The organism is Rhizobium sp. NZLR1, assembly GCF_017357385.1.
Taxonomy (GTDB): domain Bacteria; phylum Pseudomonadota; class Alphaproteobacteria; order Rhizobiales; family Rhizobiaceae; genus Rhizobium.
The window spans coordinates 276,107-292,067 of sequence record NZ_CP071632.1 but is presented as its reverse complement, the minus strand read 5'-3'; the positions used below and the strand labels follow the sequence as shown (position 1 = coordinate 292,067).

The window sequence follows — 15,961 nt, the reverse complement described above, 5'->3', positions numbered from 1 at the left end:
GACGCTCTAACACTTTAAATTGGCGCATAATCGCTTCCGATTTTCGGAAAGGATTATGCGCTAGACGGCTTCCCAGCCGTCTTTCTCGCTGGCGCGGTAGATCGCGTCGATCACCTTTTGGTTCAATTTCGAATTTTCGAGCGTGACGATCTCCTCCTTGCCACCTTTCACCGCCCGGGCGAAGGCTTCGACCTGCCGCTTGTATTGACGGCTGTCCTGGAAGCGGAAGATGCGTGATTCATTGTGGCTGCGATCGGCAAGCTCGATTTCCTCAGGCCCCCAGCGATTGGCGTTGAACGGCGACTTGACCTCGATGTAACCTTCGGTGCCGTGGAAGACCATGACCTGACGGTTGGCCATCTGCGTCGAGATATAGAAGCTCAGCTCGAAATCGCCGAAATCGGCCTTGACGCTCGAATAGATATCGGTGCCGAAATCCGGATCACGCTCGGTGATCGCCTGGATCCAGAGCGGCTCCTTGCCGGTGGAAAAACGCGTGCCCATCACGGGATAGACACCGATATCGGGAAGGCCGCCGCCGCCGAGTTCGGGAACGTTGCGCATGTTGGCGGGATCGCGGTTGAAATAGGTGAAGGCGCCCTGCACATGCCGGAGCGTACCGATCGCGCCCTCGTCGATCAACGCGCGCACCTTCTGCCAGACCGGCGAATAGGTGATCATATAGGCTTCGGTGACCACCACCCGGTTGCGGTCGCGGGCGGCAATCAGATCGTCGATGTCATCGGCCTTCAGCGCTAGGGGCTTTTCGCAAAGCACGTGTTTGCCGGCATCGGCTGATTTGATCGACCATTCGATATGCTGCGAGGTAGGCAGCGGGATATAGACGGCGTCGATGAGGTCGGAGGCCAGCATCTCCTCGTAGGAGCCGAAGGCATGCGGCACGGAGAAGCGGTCGGCCATCTCCCTTGCGCGCGTGAGATCACGGCTAGCAATCGCCGTGACGACGCAATTTTCCGCGTCCTGGATTGCCGGAACGACATTGTCACGGCCGATCTTCGCCGTTGAAATGATACCAAAACGCAGCATGATCCAAACCTCCCAAACAGATTTCCGCGAACCATATTCAGGCCTTAGCCACGGCGCAATGGTGCGGGCTGAAATCACGGAAGTTTGCCTTCCCGGATGCCCGGAATGCGCTAGGTTGCTGCAAGGCGGCGTTCTGCCGTGTCCACGATTTCAAACACATCACCATATTGGAGAGCGTCATGGAAATGCGCCGGCTTGGAAAAACGGGTCTTTCGGTCGCGCCGATCGTCATCGGCGGCAATGTCTTCGGCTGGACGGCCGACGAGAAAGCATCCTTCGCCATTCTCGACGCCTTCTTCGACGCTGGCCTGAACACGATCGATACGGCGGATGTCTATTCCGCATGGGTCCCGGGCAACAAGGGCGGCGATTCCGAGGAGATCATCGGGCGCTGGCTGAAGCAGGCCAAGGTTTCCCGCGACCAGGCGGTCATCGTTACCAAGGTCGGCTCGGACATGGGGCAGGGAAAGACACTGAAGGAGAGCTATATCCTCAAGGCGGTCGAGGATTCGCTGCGCCGGCTGCAGACTGACTATATCGACCTCTATCTGTCGCACTGGCCGGATGCCGATACGCCGCACGAGGAAACACTCGGCGCCTATGCCAAGCTGAAGCAGCAGGGCAAGATCCGCGCCATCGGCTGCTCGAACTATGATGCGACGCTGCTGCAGGCCTCCTTCGACGCTGCCGAAAAGGCCGGCCTGCCCCGTTACGATGTGGTGCAGCCGGAATATAATCTTTATGAGCGCGCAAGCTTCGAGGGGCCGCTCGCCGATCTCTGCGTTGAAGAGGACATCGGCGTCATCACCTATTTCAGCCTGGCTGCCGGCTTCCTCACCGGCAAATACCGCAGCAAGGCCGATACGCAGGGCCGCGCCCGCGAGGGCCGGGTTTCGACCTATTTCGACGACAAGGGTCTGCGCATTCTTGCCGCGCTCGACACGGTTTCTGCCGAGACCGGCGCCAAGCCCGCCGAAATTTCGCTCGCCTGGCTGCTGCGCAAGAAAGGCGTGACGGCGCCGATCGCCAGCGCCACCAGCCTTTCGCAGCTTGAAAGCCTGGCGAAATCGGCGACACTTCAGCTTTCCGATGACGCAATGGCCCTGCTCGATCAAGCCGGGAACTGAAAGAAAGAGCCCATGACCGTGACGATCCGCGATGCCCGCGCCGAGGACGAGAGCCGCTGGCGCGAACTTTGGGCGGCCTACCTCGCCTTTTACGAAGTCACGGTCGATGCCGATATCACCGATTCCACTTGGCGCCGGGTTTTCGATCCGGCGTCGGCGATCGCCATGCGGGTCGCCGAGGTCGATGGCAGGATCATGGGCTTTGCGCTCTATCTCACCCATGAGGGCACATGGATCCGCGGCAGGGACTGCTATCTCGAAGACCTGTTTGTCGATCGCGATGCACGCGGCAAAGGGGTCGGGCGGGCGCTGATGGACGACCTCGTCGCCACCTGCAAGGCCAAGGGCTGGTCGCGGCTCTATTGGCATACGAGCGAACAGAACAAGACGGCCCGGGCGCTCTACGACAGCTATGTCGAGAGCGACGGCCATATCCGCTACCGCATCAGCTTTTGAGTCTGGGAAAACCTTAGTAGAAAGCGGCGTGATCGCCCTCCCAGTTCGCCATGCCCGGTTTGGTCGGGATGCCGCGCGGGCTGATATAACTCTGAATGGTAGCGTCGCCTTGGGTAAAGGATGCCCACGATGGGCCCGCTTCATGCGGCGACGCTACCCCTCGGTGGCTAAAGCGCGTCGCATGTAACTTGATTCATTCGACGCGCTTTAGCTCTTTGTTTTTATGCATGTCGTTTTCCGGGAACCGCTGCACACTTCCCGGCGACATGCATTAGTGAGCGGTGTAGGCCCCGTCGACCATATGACAGCTTCCAGTAATGAAGCTTGCCTGTTCCGAAAGGAGAAAACATACGAGAGCCGCCACTTCATCGGGCGATCCACGCCGGCCCATTGGCTGCAACGAGTTCAATCTCCGAGTGCTTGTCACAGGCTCACACAGAATCGGCGTTTCGATCCAGCCGGGGGCAACTGCATTGATCCGAATACCCATACGCGCGTACTCGATCGCAGCGGCCTTCGTGAGGCCGATGACCCCGTGCTTAGCCGCGGTATAGGCCGATGCCAGTGGCAATGCAACGGAACCGAGAATGGAGGACATGTTTACGATGGCCCCGCCTACGCCGGCTTGCAGCATGGCGGCAATCTCATATTTCATGCAATAGAATGTACCGTCCAGATTGACGCTCATCAACTTGCGCCATTGGTCGAGCGGGTAATCCGCGGTAGCGGTCCGGACGCCAGTCAGCCCTGCATTGTTCACCGCTAGGTGGAGGCCACCACATTTCTGGACGGCAAACTCAACCAACCGCTCGACCGCATCGGCGATGGTGACATCGACGGCGAAATCGACAGCCTTCCCTCCCTGCGTCCGTATATCAGTAGCAACGCGGTCGGCACTATCGGCATCAATATCCGCGACGATGACCTCTGCCCCCTCAAGAGCAAGTTGTCGCGAAATCGCAGCGCCAATCCCCGACCCCCCACCTGTCACAATCGCAACTTTTCCGTCGAAGCCAAGCTCCATTCCCGCCCCCCAGTTTTACTCGATCCTAATCGAACAGAGGCGGGTCGTGCATGCAAGAATTTTAAACAAATCCTCATCTAACAACCACTCATTGAAGGTGCCGATCGGTGGACCACAACGACTCTGCCTGCGTCGACCCCAAAACTCCGCAGGAAAATGCCCGGCATTTGACGGATATCATAGCATGCGAGTTCCCCGTTTTCCGTTGCTCTATAAGCACTGATGCAAGAGCGTTTGCCAAAAAGCGCGGCGATGTTAAATACAAGGGTGGGCTGATCAATCGCGTTGGCAGATGAAAATGGACGAAAGTCACGTTACGCGCCGGGGAATTCTTCTGGGAAGTCTGGCTCTGATAATGTCCGGATGTACTACCGAGGACGGGCCGCCATTTGGGTATTACGCCCTTGGGCGGAACCCGGATCGTGATACCCGCTACCGGCGGCAAACAGTGAGCTATAGTGGTGATGAGCCGCCCGGCACCATCGTCGTCGATACCGCCAGCCGATATCTCTATTTCGTCGAGGCGGGAGGTCAGGCAACACGCTACGGCGTCGCGGTTGGACAGGAAGGATTGAGTTTCAAGGGCCAAGCCACGGTAGGTCGCAAGGCAGAATGGCCGTCGTGGACACCGACCGCCGACATGATCGCGCGTAAGCCGCGCCTCGGCCAATACGCTGAAGGCGTCCCAGGCGGACCAGGAAATCCGTTAGGTGCGGCCGCCCTCTATCTCTATCAGGACGGAAAAGACACCCTGTTTCGTCTACATGGAACGAACGCGCCGTGGTCGATTGGTCAGGCAGTGTCGAACGGATGCGTCCGACTCACCAACCCCAACATTGTGGATCTCTATGGGCGCACCCATGTGGGAACCAGAGTCCTAGTGATCTAGCGGCGGCATTCCTCGCTCGAATCGGCAGGCAGCCGACCCATTTTCCCGCTGCGCAGGCAGCAAAAGCCTAGGATGCGCTCAGATTGTGTTCTTTCTGCACTAGCCTTTACGTAAGTTGACGCTACTATTATCGACGTTGCCTACGATAAGTGATGCCGATTCTAAGGAGAGGACTTCTTGATGAGCAGAATTCTAATCGTGATCATCTCTGTGCTTGCTGTTGCCAATCTCACCGCCTGCGGAATGATTGGCAAAGGAAAAGGCAAGGCACCGCCACCGGCTGCTGCTCAAGTATATAAGTAGCGACCATCCCTCGATTTGTGACGAGGGTCGAGTTCGGTCCTCCTCACAACTTAAGTCGCCAGCACCGGGCTATCCCCGGAGCCGCGTTCATATGAGCATTCACCCCCCGTGCGAACCGAGGCAGGTGAGAGGAGTGCATTGATGACGCTTGCAAGAGGTTGTCTGCCGCTTGTAATCCTGATGGCGATTGCCGTCGTGTCATGCCAGACCAAAGACAAAGCCCAGCAGCCGCGTTTCACGTCCGATGCCAATGGCCGAACAACCATCTCGGCCAACGAAAATTCAAATCGGTATTTCCTCGAGTTCCGTTCGCGATATGCGCTCAGCTATGGACACACCTATGTTGTCTTTGGGCGCACGGACAAGAACGGAAACATGGTTGATCCGCAGGTCGCCGGCCTCGCCCCGGCCTCGACCGATCCCGGAGCCTACGTCTTGGGCCATTTCGTGCCGGTTTCAGCAACAACCGGAGCGACCGACGGTGATCTGGAAGAGGCGTACCGGTCGGCAAGCTGGAGAGTCATGCTATCGGACGGCGAGTACGAAGACACTGTTCGCTTCATCCGCAAACAACAGGCAAGTTCCCGTCTCTGGGAAGCAACGGTCTACAACTGCAATGCATTCGTGGCGGACATTGCACGTCACATGGGATACAAGGCGCCCGGCATTTGGCTGAGGCCGCAACAATTCATTACGAAGCTTCGCGAGATGAATACCGGTTGAGGGCATATTGGATTTGACCAAGAAGCTAAAGCGTGTCGCGATCTTTCAGAGTCGCTTGTCACGCTTTAGGTCTTTGTTTTTACCATGTCTTTATCGCAAAACCGCGGCACACTTTTGCGAGACATGCTCTAAGGTAGGTCGACTCATGAATGTACGTTGGTAAACCGGCAAACGCCGGCCAGTGCGGAAAGGCTTTGGTGACCTGATTTGTACCTATCGATCGCTACTGCAGGTAAGGTCATCTGGGTCCTCGGGGTCGTCGTCTGGGCGATCATTCGCCGTCCTCATGCGCGCCGCGCCAAGCGCTTGCAGGTTGTTAGCGACCGCCGCACGCCTTCGGAGGCAGTAGGACTTGCCGCTGGCCTTCTTGGCCTCTCCATCATACCAGCGATCTATGTTGCAACCGGATTTCCCCTCGCTGCCGACTACCCGCCCCATCTGTGGGCCGTGGCACTTGGTGCGATACTTCTCGTCTGTGCGATGTGGGTTTTCCGTAGGACCCACAAGGCCCTCGGCAAGAATTGGTCGATAACGCTGGAGATCCGCGAAAAGCACAAACTCATCTCTCAAGGACCCTATGCCCTTGTCCGCCATCCGATGTACACATCATTTCTGCTCATGGGACTTGGCCAAGCCTTCCTCCTGTCGAACTGGGTGGCGGGACTAGCGGGGCTGCTCGGCGCCGGGATCCTCTTTTTCCTCAGAGTAGACAAAGAGGAGCGTATGATGCTGGACGTTTTCGGTCCCGAGTATCAAGCCTACATGGACAAGACAAAACGAATTATTCCTTATCTCTACTAGAGGTGGCCCCATGCGAGGTCGAGCCATTAAACTCTCCGCATCGCGACGCCTTGTCGGCGATCTGATGAAATTCTCGATCGGTGTGCCGCGCGTCACGGTGCAGCGGAAGATGAATATCAGCGCGCTCCTGGCGGCCAGAACAGCACAGCCAGTCAGGCCGTCATGGACCGTTCTCTTCTTAAAGGCATATGCACTTCTCGCACAGGAATTGCCGGACCTGCGCCGCGCTTATGTCAAGTTTCCGACACCGCGACTTTATGAATATTCAGGAAATGTGGCGTCCATTGCCCACGAACGTGAACATGAAGGCGAGCGGATCGTTCTACTGAGCCTGATCAGGGCTCCCGAGAAGAGATCCATCACTGAGCTTCAGACCTTGATCGAGGCGGCAAGGTCCCGCCCTGTCATGGAGGTCAAGGAATTCCGGCGCATATTGAAGTTTGCACACCTTCCCGGCCCCATCAGGTGGCTTGTGATGTGGCTTGGACTGAATCTCGGTCGGCAGCGGCCGCGTTTTTTTGGCACTTTCCAATTCTCCGTCTACTCTGGCCTCGGGGCAGAATCCCTCAACCCCCTTACGCCGCTAACCACGCTTCTCAACTACGGCCCAATAGACGATGATGGGACTGTAACCGTGCGCATCCATTACGACCACAGGGTCATGGACGGTGCAAATGTTGCACGAGCGCTGGATCGGTTGGAAAACATACTGAATGGCGAAGTCACGGGGGAATTGAAGGGTCTCGCTCAGACAGGAGCCACCCCTGGCACGACAGCATTGAGAACCGCGACATGAGCCTACAAATCGTGCTCCGTCCAGCCATCGTTGTTGTCGGTGCATCGCGCGGCATCGGGCGGGCCATCGCCAAAGTTGCCGCACGCGAGCGTGCCGCAATTGTTCTTGTTGCGCGTTCGATTGAGGGCCTCATATCGGCGGCGGCAGACGTGCGGGAGGCGGGGGGCGAGGCTTTCGTGCTGGAAATGGATCTCTTGGCCACAGATACATCGACGCGTCTGCAAAATTTCCTGTCGATAAATGCCTTGTTCTGCGATGTCCTCGTCAATAGCGCCGGTTATGGCTTGCGCGGCGCCGCGACCTTATTGCCTATCGACGACCAACTCGGAATTATCGATGTCAACATACGCGCATTAAGCGATCTGACCCTTCGCTTCTTGCCGGAAATGGCGGCGCGGCGGCGCGGCGGCGTAATCAATCTTGGCTCAGTGGCAAGCTTCCTTCCTGGGCCGAATATGGCGTTGTATTACGCCAGCAAAGGCTTCGTGCGCTCCTTTTCGGAAGCACTTCATCAAGAGTTGCGCGGCACCGGCGTGACAGTGACATGTGTCGCTCCAGGACCTGTATCGACAGAGTTTCTGGAGCGATCCGGCGCTGGCCGGTCGACGCTCTTCAAGGTTCTCCCGAAGCTGGACGCGGACTATGTGGCCGAACGAGCCTGGCGCGGCTTCAGGTCCGGGCGGCGCCTCGTCGTACCTGGTACCTCCTCTAAACTGGCCGTTTTTGCGGCGGCGCTCTTGCCCTCGACCGTCTTGCTGCCTTTGGTCAGCAGAATGCAACGCCGAACAAATGATCCATGTCCTTGTGGTTCCGGGGAAAAGTTCAAGAAATGCTGCGGCGGCGGGTGGACAACGTTTCATCGCGGCCGTCGATAAGAGTCACGTAGGGCGCCATCACTTTTTTGTTCCCTCGACATCGGCAAGGGCATGAGCCCGAACCCGCCTATTACGACACCCAGGTATAAGCGTCATCGTTTTCCCGCGGAGATTATAGCGCATGCGGTTTGGCTGCATTTCCGCTTTCCGTTGAGCCTGCGTCATGTAGAAGATCTGCGGGCGGAGCGCGGCATTGAAGTCTCGTTCCAGACTGTCGCGGAGTGGGCCGCCAAGTTCCGCCGAGACTATGCCCGCTCCATCCGGCGGCGGTGGGAAGTTTTGCCGACAAGTGGCATCTCGGCGAAATAGTCGTTTCCATCAAGGGCAAGGGCTGGGCGCGGCTCTACTGGCATACGAGCGAGCAGAACAAGACAGCCCGGGCGCTCTACGACAGCTATGTTGAGAGCGACGGCCACATCCGCTACCGCATCAGCTTTTGAGTCTGGGAAAATCTTGGTAGAAAGCGGCGTGATCGCCCTCCCAGTTCGCCATGCCCGGTTTGGTGAGTATGCCGCGCGGGCTGATATAACTCTGAATCACCCGTTTCGGCCGTTCGTGCCATTGGATATTGAAGGCCCAGAGCTTCGGGAAGAAACAAAGTGAGGCATAAGGCAGGTGGTCGTGGATCCACCAGGCGAGCCGTTGCCAGTCGCTTTCATTGTTGTAGTGGTCGAGCATCCACGGCACGGCAATGCAGACCGCGGCACCCATGCAGCCGTCGAAGTCCCGCATATCCCAGATGTGATGCGCGGCGGTGGTAGCATTGGTCGAGCAGTTCAGATCGTTCTCGTTGCCGAACCGGTTTACCGCGGGCGAACGATAGCCGGAGCGGATATGCAGGCGCCCGAAGGTTGCTTCCAGCGGCTCCAGCAATTCCTCGCAGAGCCTCCTGCCCACCTCGATCGCCAGATCGGGATCCTCGGGGATGTTGGGAATGCGGTAGAAATCGGCAATTTCAGAATGCAGGAAATCGCGGAAGAAAAAATTCTGCGACAGCCGTACGCGGCCAAGATCCTCCAGACCCTTCATCGAACCCGGCTTACGCATGACTTTATCTTTCTCCATCGACAGCAGGAATGATCGCCCGGAGCAGATTTCCAGTCCACCCGAAATCGACCGGGAACAATTTGCGCGATCCTCGCTTCTTAATGTGTCGCCGCGTTCGCGGCCTTTCCCAGAACAAGGATCGAGAAAATGGCCAAGGAAAAGACGTTGGAAGATCTCTTCTACGATACGCTCAAGGACATCTATTTTGCCGAACGGCAGATCTTGCGCGCCCTGCCGAAGATGGCGCGCGCCGCCCAGTCTTCCGAACTGAAGGCGGGCTTCGAAAAGCATCGCGAGGAAACCGAAGGCCAGGTCGAGCGCCTGCAGCAGGTTTTCGAACTGATCGGCAAACGCGCTCAGGGCAAGACCTGCGAGGCGATCCAGGGCATTATCGCCGAGGGCGAGGAAATCATGGAGGAATTCAAGGGCACATCAGCCCTCGATGCCGGTCTGATCTCTGCTGCCCAGGCCGTCGAGCATTATGAAATCGCCCGTTACGGCACGCTGAAAACCTGGGCGGCGACACTCGGCCTCAAGGATGCCGTCCGCCTGCTCGACCAGACGCTGCAGGAGGAAACGGCGACCGACAAGACCCTTTCCCAGCTCGCCACCACGGCGGCGAACCAGAAGGCAAAGGCTGCCTGACGGATGAACAGAACGGGCGGCAGGTCTCTTGCCGGTCGCCCGCATCTTCCTAAACATATTTGAAGAAATCGATGAAGGCGCGCAGTGCCGGCCGCATCTGCCGGCGGGTGGGATAATAGAGAAACGCCCCGGAATAGGGCGCGCACCAATCCTCCAGTACCCGCACGAGGCTGCCGCTTGCCAGCTCGGCATCCACCCGCATGTCGAACAGATAGGCAAGGCCAGCGCCGTTCAGCGCCGCAAGCAGGGCCAGCCGGTCCTCGCTGACGATCAATGGCCCGTCGACGGAAACGACCAGTTCCTGCCCATCTTTTTCAAACTCCCAGCGATAGATTGAGCCGTTGGTAAAGCGCCGCTTGATGCAGCGGTGGCCGACGAGATCGCGCGGATGCTGCGGCTTCGGAAAGCGCTTGAAATAATCGGGCGAAGCGGCAATCACCGTCGTCAGATCGGGCGAGACCTTGACCGCGATCATATCGGCTTCCAGGCTCTCCTCCAGCCTTATGCCGGCATCGAACCCCTCCTTGACGATATCGGTGAAGCCGTCCTCATTGGCGATCTCCAGGGTGATATCGGGATAGAGGTTGAGAAAGTCGCCGAGGCGCGGGGCGAGCAGGAGATCGGAGGCAAAGCGCGGCGCGGTGATGCGCAGGTTTCCGGCAGGCCTGGCACGCGTATCGCGGACCGCCTCCAAAGCAATGCCGATCTCCTCGAGCGCCGGGCGAAGCCGTTCGAGAAGCAGGCGGCCCTCTTCCGTCGGCGCGACGCTGCGGGTGGTGCGCGCCAAGAGTCTGACACCCAGGCTCTCCTCGAGGCTCGAGATCGCATGGCTGACGGCCGAGGGCGCAACGAGGAGTTCCTTGGCAGCGGCCCGGAAGCTGCGATGCTCGGAGACGGCTGCGAGAACGGCAAGTTGTGCGAGCTGTGTTCGATTCATTGATCGAACAGATAGAACAACCCGTTATAAATTGCATGTATTTTCTGAGCGATACGGCAGGAATATGGTCTGTTCGTACCGCACAAACCCCCAAAAGCGGTTCAGCTCAAAAGGAGCGTAGCATGAAAACCCGAAAACTCGGAAATGATCTCACCGTCTCTGCCGTCGGCCTTGGCTGCATGGGCATGAGCTTTGCCTATGGCGCCAGCGACGAGGCAGAATCGATCAGGACCCTTCATCGCGCCATCGATCTCGGCGTCACCTTTTTCGACACCGCCGAAGTCTACGGTCCCTTCACCAACGAGGTTCTTCTCGGCAAGGCGCTGAAACCGTTTCGCGACCGGGCGGTGATCGCCACCAAGTTCGGCTTCAAGATCGATACCAGCCAGGCGGGCACTGCCGCCATCACCGGCGTCGACAGCCGCCCGGAGCATGTCAGAGCGGTCGCCGAGGCCTCGCTGAAGCGCCTGGGGATCGAGACCATCGACCTCTTCTACCAGCACCGCGTCGATCCCAATGTGCCGATCGAGGACACCGTCGGCGTCATGGCCGAGCTGGTGAAGGAGGGTAAGGTCCGCGCCCTCGGCCTCTCCGAAGCCGGCAGCGCCACCATCCGCCGCGCCCATGCGGTGCATCCGATCGCAGCACTGCAGAGCGAATATTCGCTTTGGACGCGCGATCCCGAGGAGGATGTGCTTGCCACCTGCCGCGAACTCGGTATCGGCTTCGTGCCCTACAGCCCGCTCGGCCGCGGGTTCCTCACGGGCGCGATCCGCAAGGTCGACGATCTCGCCGCCGACGATTTCCGCCGGCAGGTTCCGCGTTTCCAGGCGGAGAATTTCGACGCCAACGCGGCACTCGTCGCAACGCTCGAGCGGCTTGCTGCCGACAAAGGCGTGACCGCCGCACAGCTGGCGCTAGCCTGGGTGTTGAGCCAGGGCGACAACATCGTGCCGATCCCCGGCGCCCGCAAGCTTCACCACCTCGAACAGAATGCTGTCGCTGCCGATATCGTGCTGAGTGCGGCTGAGCTTGAAGAGCTTGGCCATGCAATCCCCGTAGGGAAGGTGGCCGGCAAGCGTTATTCGGATGCCTCGCTTGCGATGACGAACCTCTGAACCCTTACTGAAACCAAAGCCCGGCCTGATGCAACCGGCCGGGCTTGCCTTGGCGGCTGGCGAAACTATCTACCGCCATCCCACCAAACGGGATGAAAACATGTCGGACAGGCAAGCAGTCGAACAGACGGTTCATCTCTATGTCGAAGGCATGGCCTTCGCCAATGAGGCAGCCTTGAAAAAGGCCTTTCACCCGAAAAGCTCAATCATCGGCTATTATCAGAATGCCGTCGAATGGCTGACGCGGGACGAGTTCATCGCCGCAATCCTGGCGGAGGAGCCTGCCCCGCCCGGAACGCAGCCGTTCATGGATATCCAAAGCGTCGATGTCGAGGGCGATGCGGCGAGCGTCAAGGTTACCGACGATTTCGCCGGAATGCGCTTCACCGATTATCTCTCGCTGCTGAAGATCGAAGGCCGCTGGACAATCGTCAGCAAGCTCTACCACCTTCATACGTGAAAAGACCGGCCGCTTAACGACCGGTCCCATTGTCTCGGCAAAGCCGGCAGGATCAGCTCCTGAGGACGCCGCCGGTGAATTTCATCACGCTGGCGATGATCTTCTGCGTCAGTGTCTCGAAATCTTCATCCGTCAGCGTACGCTCGACCGGCTGGATCTGAACCTCGATCGCCACCGACTTCTTGCCCTCGCCGACCGACGCGCCTTCGAAGATATCGAAGACATTGACGCCGGTGACCAGCTTGCGGTCGGCGCTTGTCGCAGCCTTGATGACCGCGCCTGATTCCACCGTCTTGTCCACGACGAAGGCGAAATCCCGCTTGACCGCCTGGAAAGGCGATAGATCGAGCGCCGGCTTGGTGCGAGTCGCCTTCTTCTTCGGCTCGGCCATCGCATCAAGATAGACCTCGAAACCGCAGAGCGCGCCGGAGACATCGAGCGCTTCCAAGGTCAGCGGATGGAATTCGCCGAAATAGCCAAGTACCACCTTCGGCCCCATCTTGACGGTGCCGGAGCGGCCGGGATGGTACCAATCCGGTCCACCCTGCTCGATCTGGACATTGCCCATCGGCAGGCCGCAGGCTTCGATAACGGCGAGCACATCGGCCTTGGCATCGAAGACATCGACCGGCTTGCCGCCGCCCTTGGCGGCATTCGACCAGGCGCGACCGGCGCCGGCAAGCGAGGCCGTGCCGCGGCGGATGCCGCCGGCAACGCGGCGCTGGCCGTCCGGCCTGTCATTCTCATAGGTGCCGGAGACTTCGAAGAGGGCGACGTCGGCATAACCCTTGTCGGCATTGCGCTGGGCTGCCGTCAGCAGGCCCGGCAGCAGCGAAGGGCGCATATCCGACATTTCGGCGGCGATCGGGTTGGCAAGCTTGAGGGCTGCCGCCCCGCCGCCGAAGAGTTTGGCCTGATCTTCCGGAATGAAGGACCAGGTGACGGCTTCGAGCATGCCGCGCGAAGCAAGCGCCCGCTTGGCGATGCGGGTGCGGATCTGCAGCGTCGTCAGGATCTTGCCGTTGACCGCCGCATGGCTTTCCAGCGGCGCCGGCTTGATATTGTCGACGCCGTGGATGCGCATGACCTCCTCGACGAGATCGGCCTTGCCATCGACATCGGGACGCCAGGAGGGAACGGCGACGGAGACACGCTCGCCGGAACCGGAGACCGTGAAGCCGAGGCGGGTCAGAATGCTGTTGCTTTCTTCATCCGAGACTTCGAGCCCCGTCAGCCGCTTGACCTCAGAATAAGGGAAATCGACGATCTTTGGTTCGTAACCCTTATAGCCGACGACCTCGGCCCTGGCGGCCGTGCCGCCGCAGAGTTCCAGCACCAGTTCCGTCGTGCGTTCGAGACCGGGAACCATGTAGTCCGGATCGACGCCGCGTTCGAAGCGGTAGCGGGCATCGGTGATGATGCCGAGGCTACGGCCTGATTTGGCGATGTTCATCGGGTCCCAGAGGGCGGATTCGATCAGCACGTCGACGGTGTTCTCGTCGCAGCCGGAATGTTCGCCGCCCATGATGCCGCCGATCGATTCGATGCCGTCTTCATCGGAGATGACGACATTGTTCGGGCCGAGCTTGTATTCACGTTGATCGAGCGCCAGCACGGTCTCGCCTTCGGCGGCGCGGCGGACGGTGAGGTTGCCCTTGACCTTGGCAGCGTCGAAGACGTGCATCGGCCGGCCCTGATCGAAGGTCATGTAGTTGGTGATATCAACCAGCGCATTGATCGGACGCAGGCCGATGGCGATCAGCCGCTGCTGCATCCAGCGCGGGCTCGGGCCGTTCCTGACGCCGCGCACCAAGCGCAGCGCAAAGCCCGGGCAGAGCTTCTGATCGTCGAGATCGAGCGTCAGCTTCACCGGCGTCTCGCCGTCGACGGCGAAGGATGGCGCCGGCCGGGTCTTCAGCGTACCGAGGCCGGAGGCGGCAAGATCGCGGGCAATGCCGTGGATCGACGTGCAATCCGGCCGGTTGGGCGTCAGGTTGATCTCGATGACCGGGTCGTCGAGATTGGCATAGGCGGCATAACTCTTTCCGACCGGCGCATCTTCAGGCAGATCGATGATGCCGTCGTGACTGTCGGAGATCTGCAGCTCCTTTTCGGAGCACATCATGCCATGGCTTTCGACGCCGCGGATATTGCCGACGGCAAGCGTCACATCGATACCGGGGACATAGGTGCCGGGAGCGGCAAAGGCGCCGACGAGGCCGGCGCGCGCATTCGGCGCGCCGCAGACGACCTGGACCGGCGTGCCGGCCCCGGTATCGACCATCAGCACCTTCAGGCGATCGGCCTGAGGATGTTTTTCCGCCGAGACAACTCTGGCGATGACGAAGGGCTTGAACGCCGCCTTGTCGTCGACATCCTCGACCTCCAGCCCGATCTCGGTCAGGCGCGTGCAGATTTCATCGAGGCCGGCATCCGTTTCCAGATGCTCTTTCAGCCAGGAGAGCGTGAATTTCATCGTCCCAATTCTCCGTTCAAGCGCTGAGGCCGCCGAACAGCGTCGGCATGTCGAGCGGGCGGAAGCCGTAATGCGTCATCCAGCGGACGTCGGCGTTGAAGAAGTCGCGCAGGTCGGGCATGCCGTATTTCAGCATGGCGATGCGGTCGAGGCCCATGCCCCAGGCAAAACCCTGATACTCGTCCGGATCGAGCCCGCCGTAACGCAGCACGTTCGGATGGACCATGCCGCAGCCGAGGATCTCCATCCAGTCGGTGCCTTCTCCGAACTTGACGATCGGGCCGGAGCGGTCGCACTGGATATCGACCTCGAAAGAGGGCTCGGTGAAGGGAAAGAAAGACGGGCGGAAACGCATCGTCACGCTGTCGACCTCGAAGAAGGTCTTGCAGAATTCCTCGAGCACCCAGCGGATGTTGGCGACATTGGCCTTCTTGTCGACGACCAGACCCTCGACCTGATGGAACATCGGCGAGTGCGTGGCGTCGCTGTCCTGGCGGTAGGTCTTGCCGGGGATGATGATGCGGATCGGCGGTTTCTGCGCCTCCATGGTGCGCACCTGCACCGGCGAGGTATGGGTGCGCAGCACCTTGCGCTCACCATTCTCGTCCGGATGGAAGAAGAAGGTGTCGTGCATCTCGCGGGCCGGGTGGCCTTCGGGGAAATTCAGCGCGGTGAAATTGTAATAGTCGGTCTCGATGTCGGGACCTTCGGCGATCGAGAAGCCCATGTCGGCGAAGATCGCGGTGATCTCGTCGACGATCTGGCTGATCGGATGGATGCGGCCGCGCTCGGCAGGCGAAGAGCGCACCGGCAGGCTGACATCGACCGTCTCGGCCTTCAGCCGCGCATTGATCGCCTCTTGGCGGAGCGTCGTTTTGCGGGCGGCGAGCGCCTCGGTCACCGCATTCTTCAAAACGTTGATCGCCGCGCCCTTGGTCTGGCGCTCCTCCGGCGTCATGGCGCCGAGCGTCTTCAACAGTTCGGAGACGGAGCCCTTCTTGCCGAGGGCGGAAACGCGCACGGCCTCGAGGGCCGCCTCGTCATCGGCGGCGGCGATTTCGGCGAGCAGCGATGCGTTGAGCTGGTCGATATCTGACATTGTCACTTCTTTCCGTCCAGTATCAGGCGGGCGATCGGGAGGCAGGCGGCGCCGGCCGGCGCAAGGGATATAAAGAAAGAAAAACCCGCGCTAGCCCAAACCAGCGCGGGTTTCCCAAAATCAAAAATTCAAAGCTTG

The 15,961-nt window shown here is 59.7% G+C and carries 17 protein-coding genes and 2 pseudogenes; 13 read left to right on the top strand and 6 right to left on the bottom strand.

Annotated features, from left to right (window positions below):
* Window positions 1-60: 60 nt before the first annotated feature.
* The gene (locus J3O30_RS01450) at window positions 61-1,047 is read right to left on the bottom strand and encodes a Gfo/Idh/MocA family oxidoreductase (protein WP_207582553.1); all 987 of its coding nucleotides are present in this window, start codon (window positions 1,045-1,047) and stop codon (window positions 61-63) included.
* Between the two features lie 179 nt (window positions 1,048-1,226).
* Between J3O30_RS01450 and J3O30_RS01445 the strand changes: the two genes are divergently transcribed.
* Both J3O30_RS01445 and J3O30_RS01440 read left to right on the top strand, forming a co-directional pair.
* Window positions 1,227-2,174, top strand: coding sequence for an aldo/keto reductase (locus J3O30_RS01445; RefSeq protein ID WP_207582552.1), 948 nt, complete (start codon window positions 1,227-1,229; stop codon window positions 2,172-2,174).
* 12 nt (window positions 2,175-2,186) lie between these two features.
* Window positions 2,187-2,630, top strand: coding sequence for a GNAT family N-acetyltransferase (locus J3O30_RS01440; protein ID WP_207582551.1), 444 nt, complete (start codon window positions 2,187-2,189; stop codon window positions 2,628-2,630).
* Window positions 2,631-2,901: 271 nt separating this feature from the next.
* Here the strand turns inward: J3O30_RS01440 and J3O30_RS01435 are convergent, their stop codons facing one another.
* Entirely contained in the window at window positions 2,902-3,654 is a 753-nt protein-coding gene (locus tag J3O30_RS01435) for a glucose 1-dehydrogenase (RefSeq protein ID WP_207582550.1), read from the bottom strand.
* Window positions 3,655-3,952: 298 nt separating this feature from the next.
* Between J3O30_RS01435 and J3O30_RS01430 the strand changes: the two genes are divergently transcribed.
* From J3O30_RS01430 to J3O30_RS01395, 8 genes and pseudogenes are all read left to right on the top strand, one after another.
* Window positions 3,953-4,543, top strand: coding sequence for a L,D-transpeptidase (locus J3O30_RS01430; RefSeq protein WP_207582549.1), 591 nt, complete (start codon window positions 3,953-3,955; stop codon window positions 4,541-4,543).
* 180 nt (window positions 4,544-4,723) lie between these two features.
* Entirely contained in the window at window positions 4,724-4,846 is a 123-nt protein-coding gene (locus J3O30_RS01425) for an ABC transporter (protein ID WP_207582548.1), read from the top strand.
* A 141-nt stretch (window positions 4,847-4,987) separates the two neighbouring features.
* Entirely contained in the window at window positions 4,988-5,569 is a 582-nt protein-coding gene (locus J3O30_RS01420) for a hypothetical protein (RefSeq protein ID WP_207582547.1), read from the top strand.
* Window positions 5,570-5,776: 207 nt separating this feature from the next.
* Window positions 5,777-6,370: a protein-S-isoprenylcysteine O-methyltransferase gene (locus tag J3O30_RS01415; protein ID WP_207582546.1), complete on the top strand. Its 594-nt coding sequence runs from the start codon at window positions 5,777-5,779 to the stop codon at window positions 6,368-6,370.
* Window positions 6,371-6,380: 10 nt separating this feature from the next.
* On the top strand, window positions 6,381-7,166 hold the full coding sequence (locus tag J3O30_RS01410) for a hypothetical protein (RefSeq protein WP_207582545.1): 786 nt from the start codon (window positions 6,381-6,383) through the stop codon (window positions 7,164-7,166).
* Window positions 7,163-8,041 (top strand): SDR family oxidoreductase, encoded by an 879-nt coding sequence (locus J3O30_RS01405; protein WP_207582544.1) that lies wholly within the window; start codon window positions 7,163-7,165, stop codon window positions 8,039-8,041. Before J3O30_RS01410 ends, J3O30_RS01405 begins: the two co-directional genes overlap by 4 nt.
* Window positions 8,042-8,092: 51 nt before the next feature.
* Window positions 8,093-8,376 (top strand): annotated as a pseudogene (locus tag J3O30_RS01400) (IS6 family transposase); the annotation flags it as partial.
* Window positions 8,371-8,481 (top strand): annotated as a pseudogene (locus tag J3O30_RS01395) (GNAT family N-acetyltransferase); the annotation flags it as partial. The pseudogenes J3O30_RS01400 and J3O30_RS01395, both read left to right, overlap by 6 nt.
* Here the strand turns inward: J3O30_RS01395 and J3O30_RS01390 are convergent.
* Window positions 8,471-9,088, bottom strand: a complete 618-nt coding sequence (locus J3O30_RS01390; RefSeq protein WP_207582543.1) for a hypothetical protein — start codon at window positions 9,086-9,088, stop codon at window positions 8,471-8,473. The pseudogene J3O30_RS01395 and the gene J3O30_RS01390 overlap by 11 nt on opposite strands.
* A 147-nt stretch (window positions 9,089-9,235) precedes the next feature.
* Here J3O30_RS01390 and J3O30_RS01385 point away from each other — a divergent pair, with 147 nt between their 5' ends.
* Window positions 9,236-9,733 carry a ferritin-like domain-containing protein gene (locus tag J3O30_RS01385; protein ID WP_007633960.1) on the top strand — a complete coding sequence of 166 codons (498 nt, stop codon included), beginning with the start codon at window positions 9,236-9,238 and terminating at the stop codon, window positions 9,731-9,733.
* A 49-nt stretch (window positions 9,734-9,782) separates the two neighbouring features.
* Here J3O30_RS01385 and J3O30_RS01380 read toward each other — a convergent pair whose 3' ends face one another.
* Window positions 9,783-10,670: a LysR family transcriptional regulator gene (locus J3O30_RS01380; protein WP_207582542.1), complete on the bottom strand. Its 888-nt coding sequence runs from the start codon at window positions 10,668-10,670 to the stop codon at window positions 9,783-9,785.
* 122 nt (window positions 10,671-10,792) lie between these two features.
* Here J3O30_RS01380 and J3O30_RS01375 point away from each other — a divergent pair, with 122 nt between their 5' ends.
* Together J3O30_RS01375 and J3O30_RS01370 are read left to right on the top strand one after the other, a co-directional pair.
* Window positions 10,793-11,788: an aldo/keto reductase gene (locus J3O30_RS01375; RefSeq protein WP_207582541.1), complete on the top strand. Its 996-nt coding sequence runs from the start codon at window positions 10,793-10,795 to the stop codon at window positions 11,786-11,788.
* Window positions 11,789-11,888: 100 nt separating this feature from the next.
* Window positions 11,889-12,248: a nuclear transport factor 2 family protein gene (locus tag J3O30_RS01370; protein ID WP_003583630.1), complete on the top strand. Its 360-nt coding sequence runs from the start codon at window positions 11,889-11,891 to the stop codon at window positions 12,246-12,248.
* Window positions 12,249-12,300: 52 nt separating this feature from the next.
* Here the strand turns inward: J3O30_RS01370 and pheT are convergent, their stop codons facing one another.
* Complete coding sequence (pheT, locus tag J3O30_RS01365; protein ID WP_207582540.1) at window positions 12,301-14,724, bottom strand: phenylalanine--tRNA ligase subunit beta; 2,424 nt, start codon at window positions 14,722-14,724, stop codon at window positions 12,301-12,303.
* Between the two features lie 16 nt (window positions 14,725-14,740).
* Complete coding sequence (gene pheS, locus J3O30_RS01360) at window positions 14,741-15,823, bottom strand: phenylalanine--tRNA ligase subunit alpha (RefSeq protein WP_207582539.1); 1,083 nt, start codon at window positions 15,821-15,823, stop codon at window positions 14,741-14,743.
* Window positions 15,824-15,961 lie beyond the last annotated feature (138 nt).

Bases quoted from the DNA above. Each gene is read 5' to 3' on its own strand.
- J3O30_RS01450 (WP_207582553.1), bottom strand. From the start codon at position 1,047: ATGCTGCGTTTTGGTATCATTTCAACGGCGAAGATCGGCCGTGACAAT.
- J3O30_RS01445 (WP_207582552.1), top strand. From the start codon at position 1,227: ATGGAAATGCGCCGGCTTGGAAAAACGGGTCTTTCGGTCGCGCCGATC.
- J3O30_RS01440 (WP_207582551.1), top strand. From the start codon at position 2,187: ATGACCGTGACGATCCGCGATGCCCGCGCCGAGGACGAGAGCCGCTGG.
- J3O30_RS01435 (WP_207582550.1), bottom strand. From the start codon at position 3,654: ATGGAGCTTGGCTTCGACGGAAAAGTTGCGATTGTGACAGGTGGGGGG.
- J3O30_RS01430 (WP_207582549.1), top strand. From the start codon at position 3,953: ATGGACGAAAGTCACGTTACGCGCCGGGGAATTCTTCTGGGAAGTCTG.
- J3O30_RS01425 (WP_207582548.1), top strand. From the start codon at position 4,724: ATGAGCAGAATTCTAATCGTGATCATCTCTGTGCTTGCTGTTGCCAAT.
- J3O30_RS01420 (WP_207582547.1), top strand. From the start codon at position 4,988: ATGACGCTTGCAAGAGGTTGTCTGCCGCTTGTAATCCTGATGGCGATT.
- J3O30_RS01410 (WP_207582545.1), top strand. From the start codon at position 6,381: ATGCGAGGTCGAGCCATTAAACTCTCCGCATCGCGACGCCTTGTCGGC.
- J3O30_RS01405 (WP_207582544.1), top strand. From the start codon at position 7,163: ATGAGCCTACAAATCGTGCTCCGTCCAGCCATCGTTGTTGTCGGTGCA.
- J3O30_RS01390 (WP_207582543.1), bottom strand. From the start codon at position 9,088: ATGCGTAAGCCGGGTTCGATGAAGGGTCTGGAGGATCTTGGCCGCGTA.
- J3O30_RS01385 (WP_007633960.1), top strand. From the start codon at position 9,236: ATGGCCAAGGAAAAGACGTTGGAAGATCTCTTCTACGATACGCTCAAG.
- J3O30_RS01380 (WP_207582542.1), bottom strand. From the start codon at position 10,670: ATGAATCGAACACAGCTCGCACAACTTGCCGTTCTCGCAGCCGTCTCC.
- J3O30_RS01375 (WP_207582541.1), top strand. From the start codon at position 10,793: ATGAAAACCCGAAAACTCGGAAATGATCTCACCGTCTCTGCCGTCGGC.
- J3O30_RS01370 (WP_003583630.1), top strand. From the start codon at position 11,889: ATGTCGGACAGGCAAGCAGTCGAACAGACGGTTCATCTCTATGTCGAA.
- pheT (WP_207582540.1), bottom strand. From the start codon at position 14,724: ATGAAATTCACGCTCTCCTGGCTGAAAGAGCATCTGGAAACGGATGCC.
- pheS (WP_207582539.1), bottom strand. From the start codon at position 15,823: ATGTCAGATATCGACCAGCTCAACGCATCGCTGCTCGCCGAAATCGCC.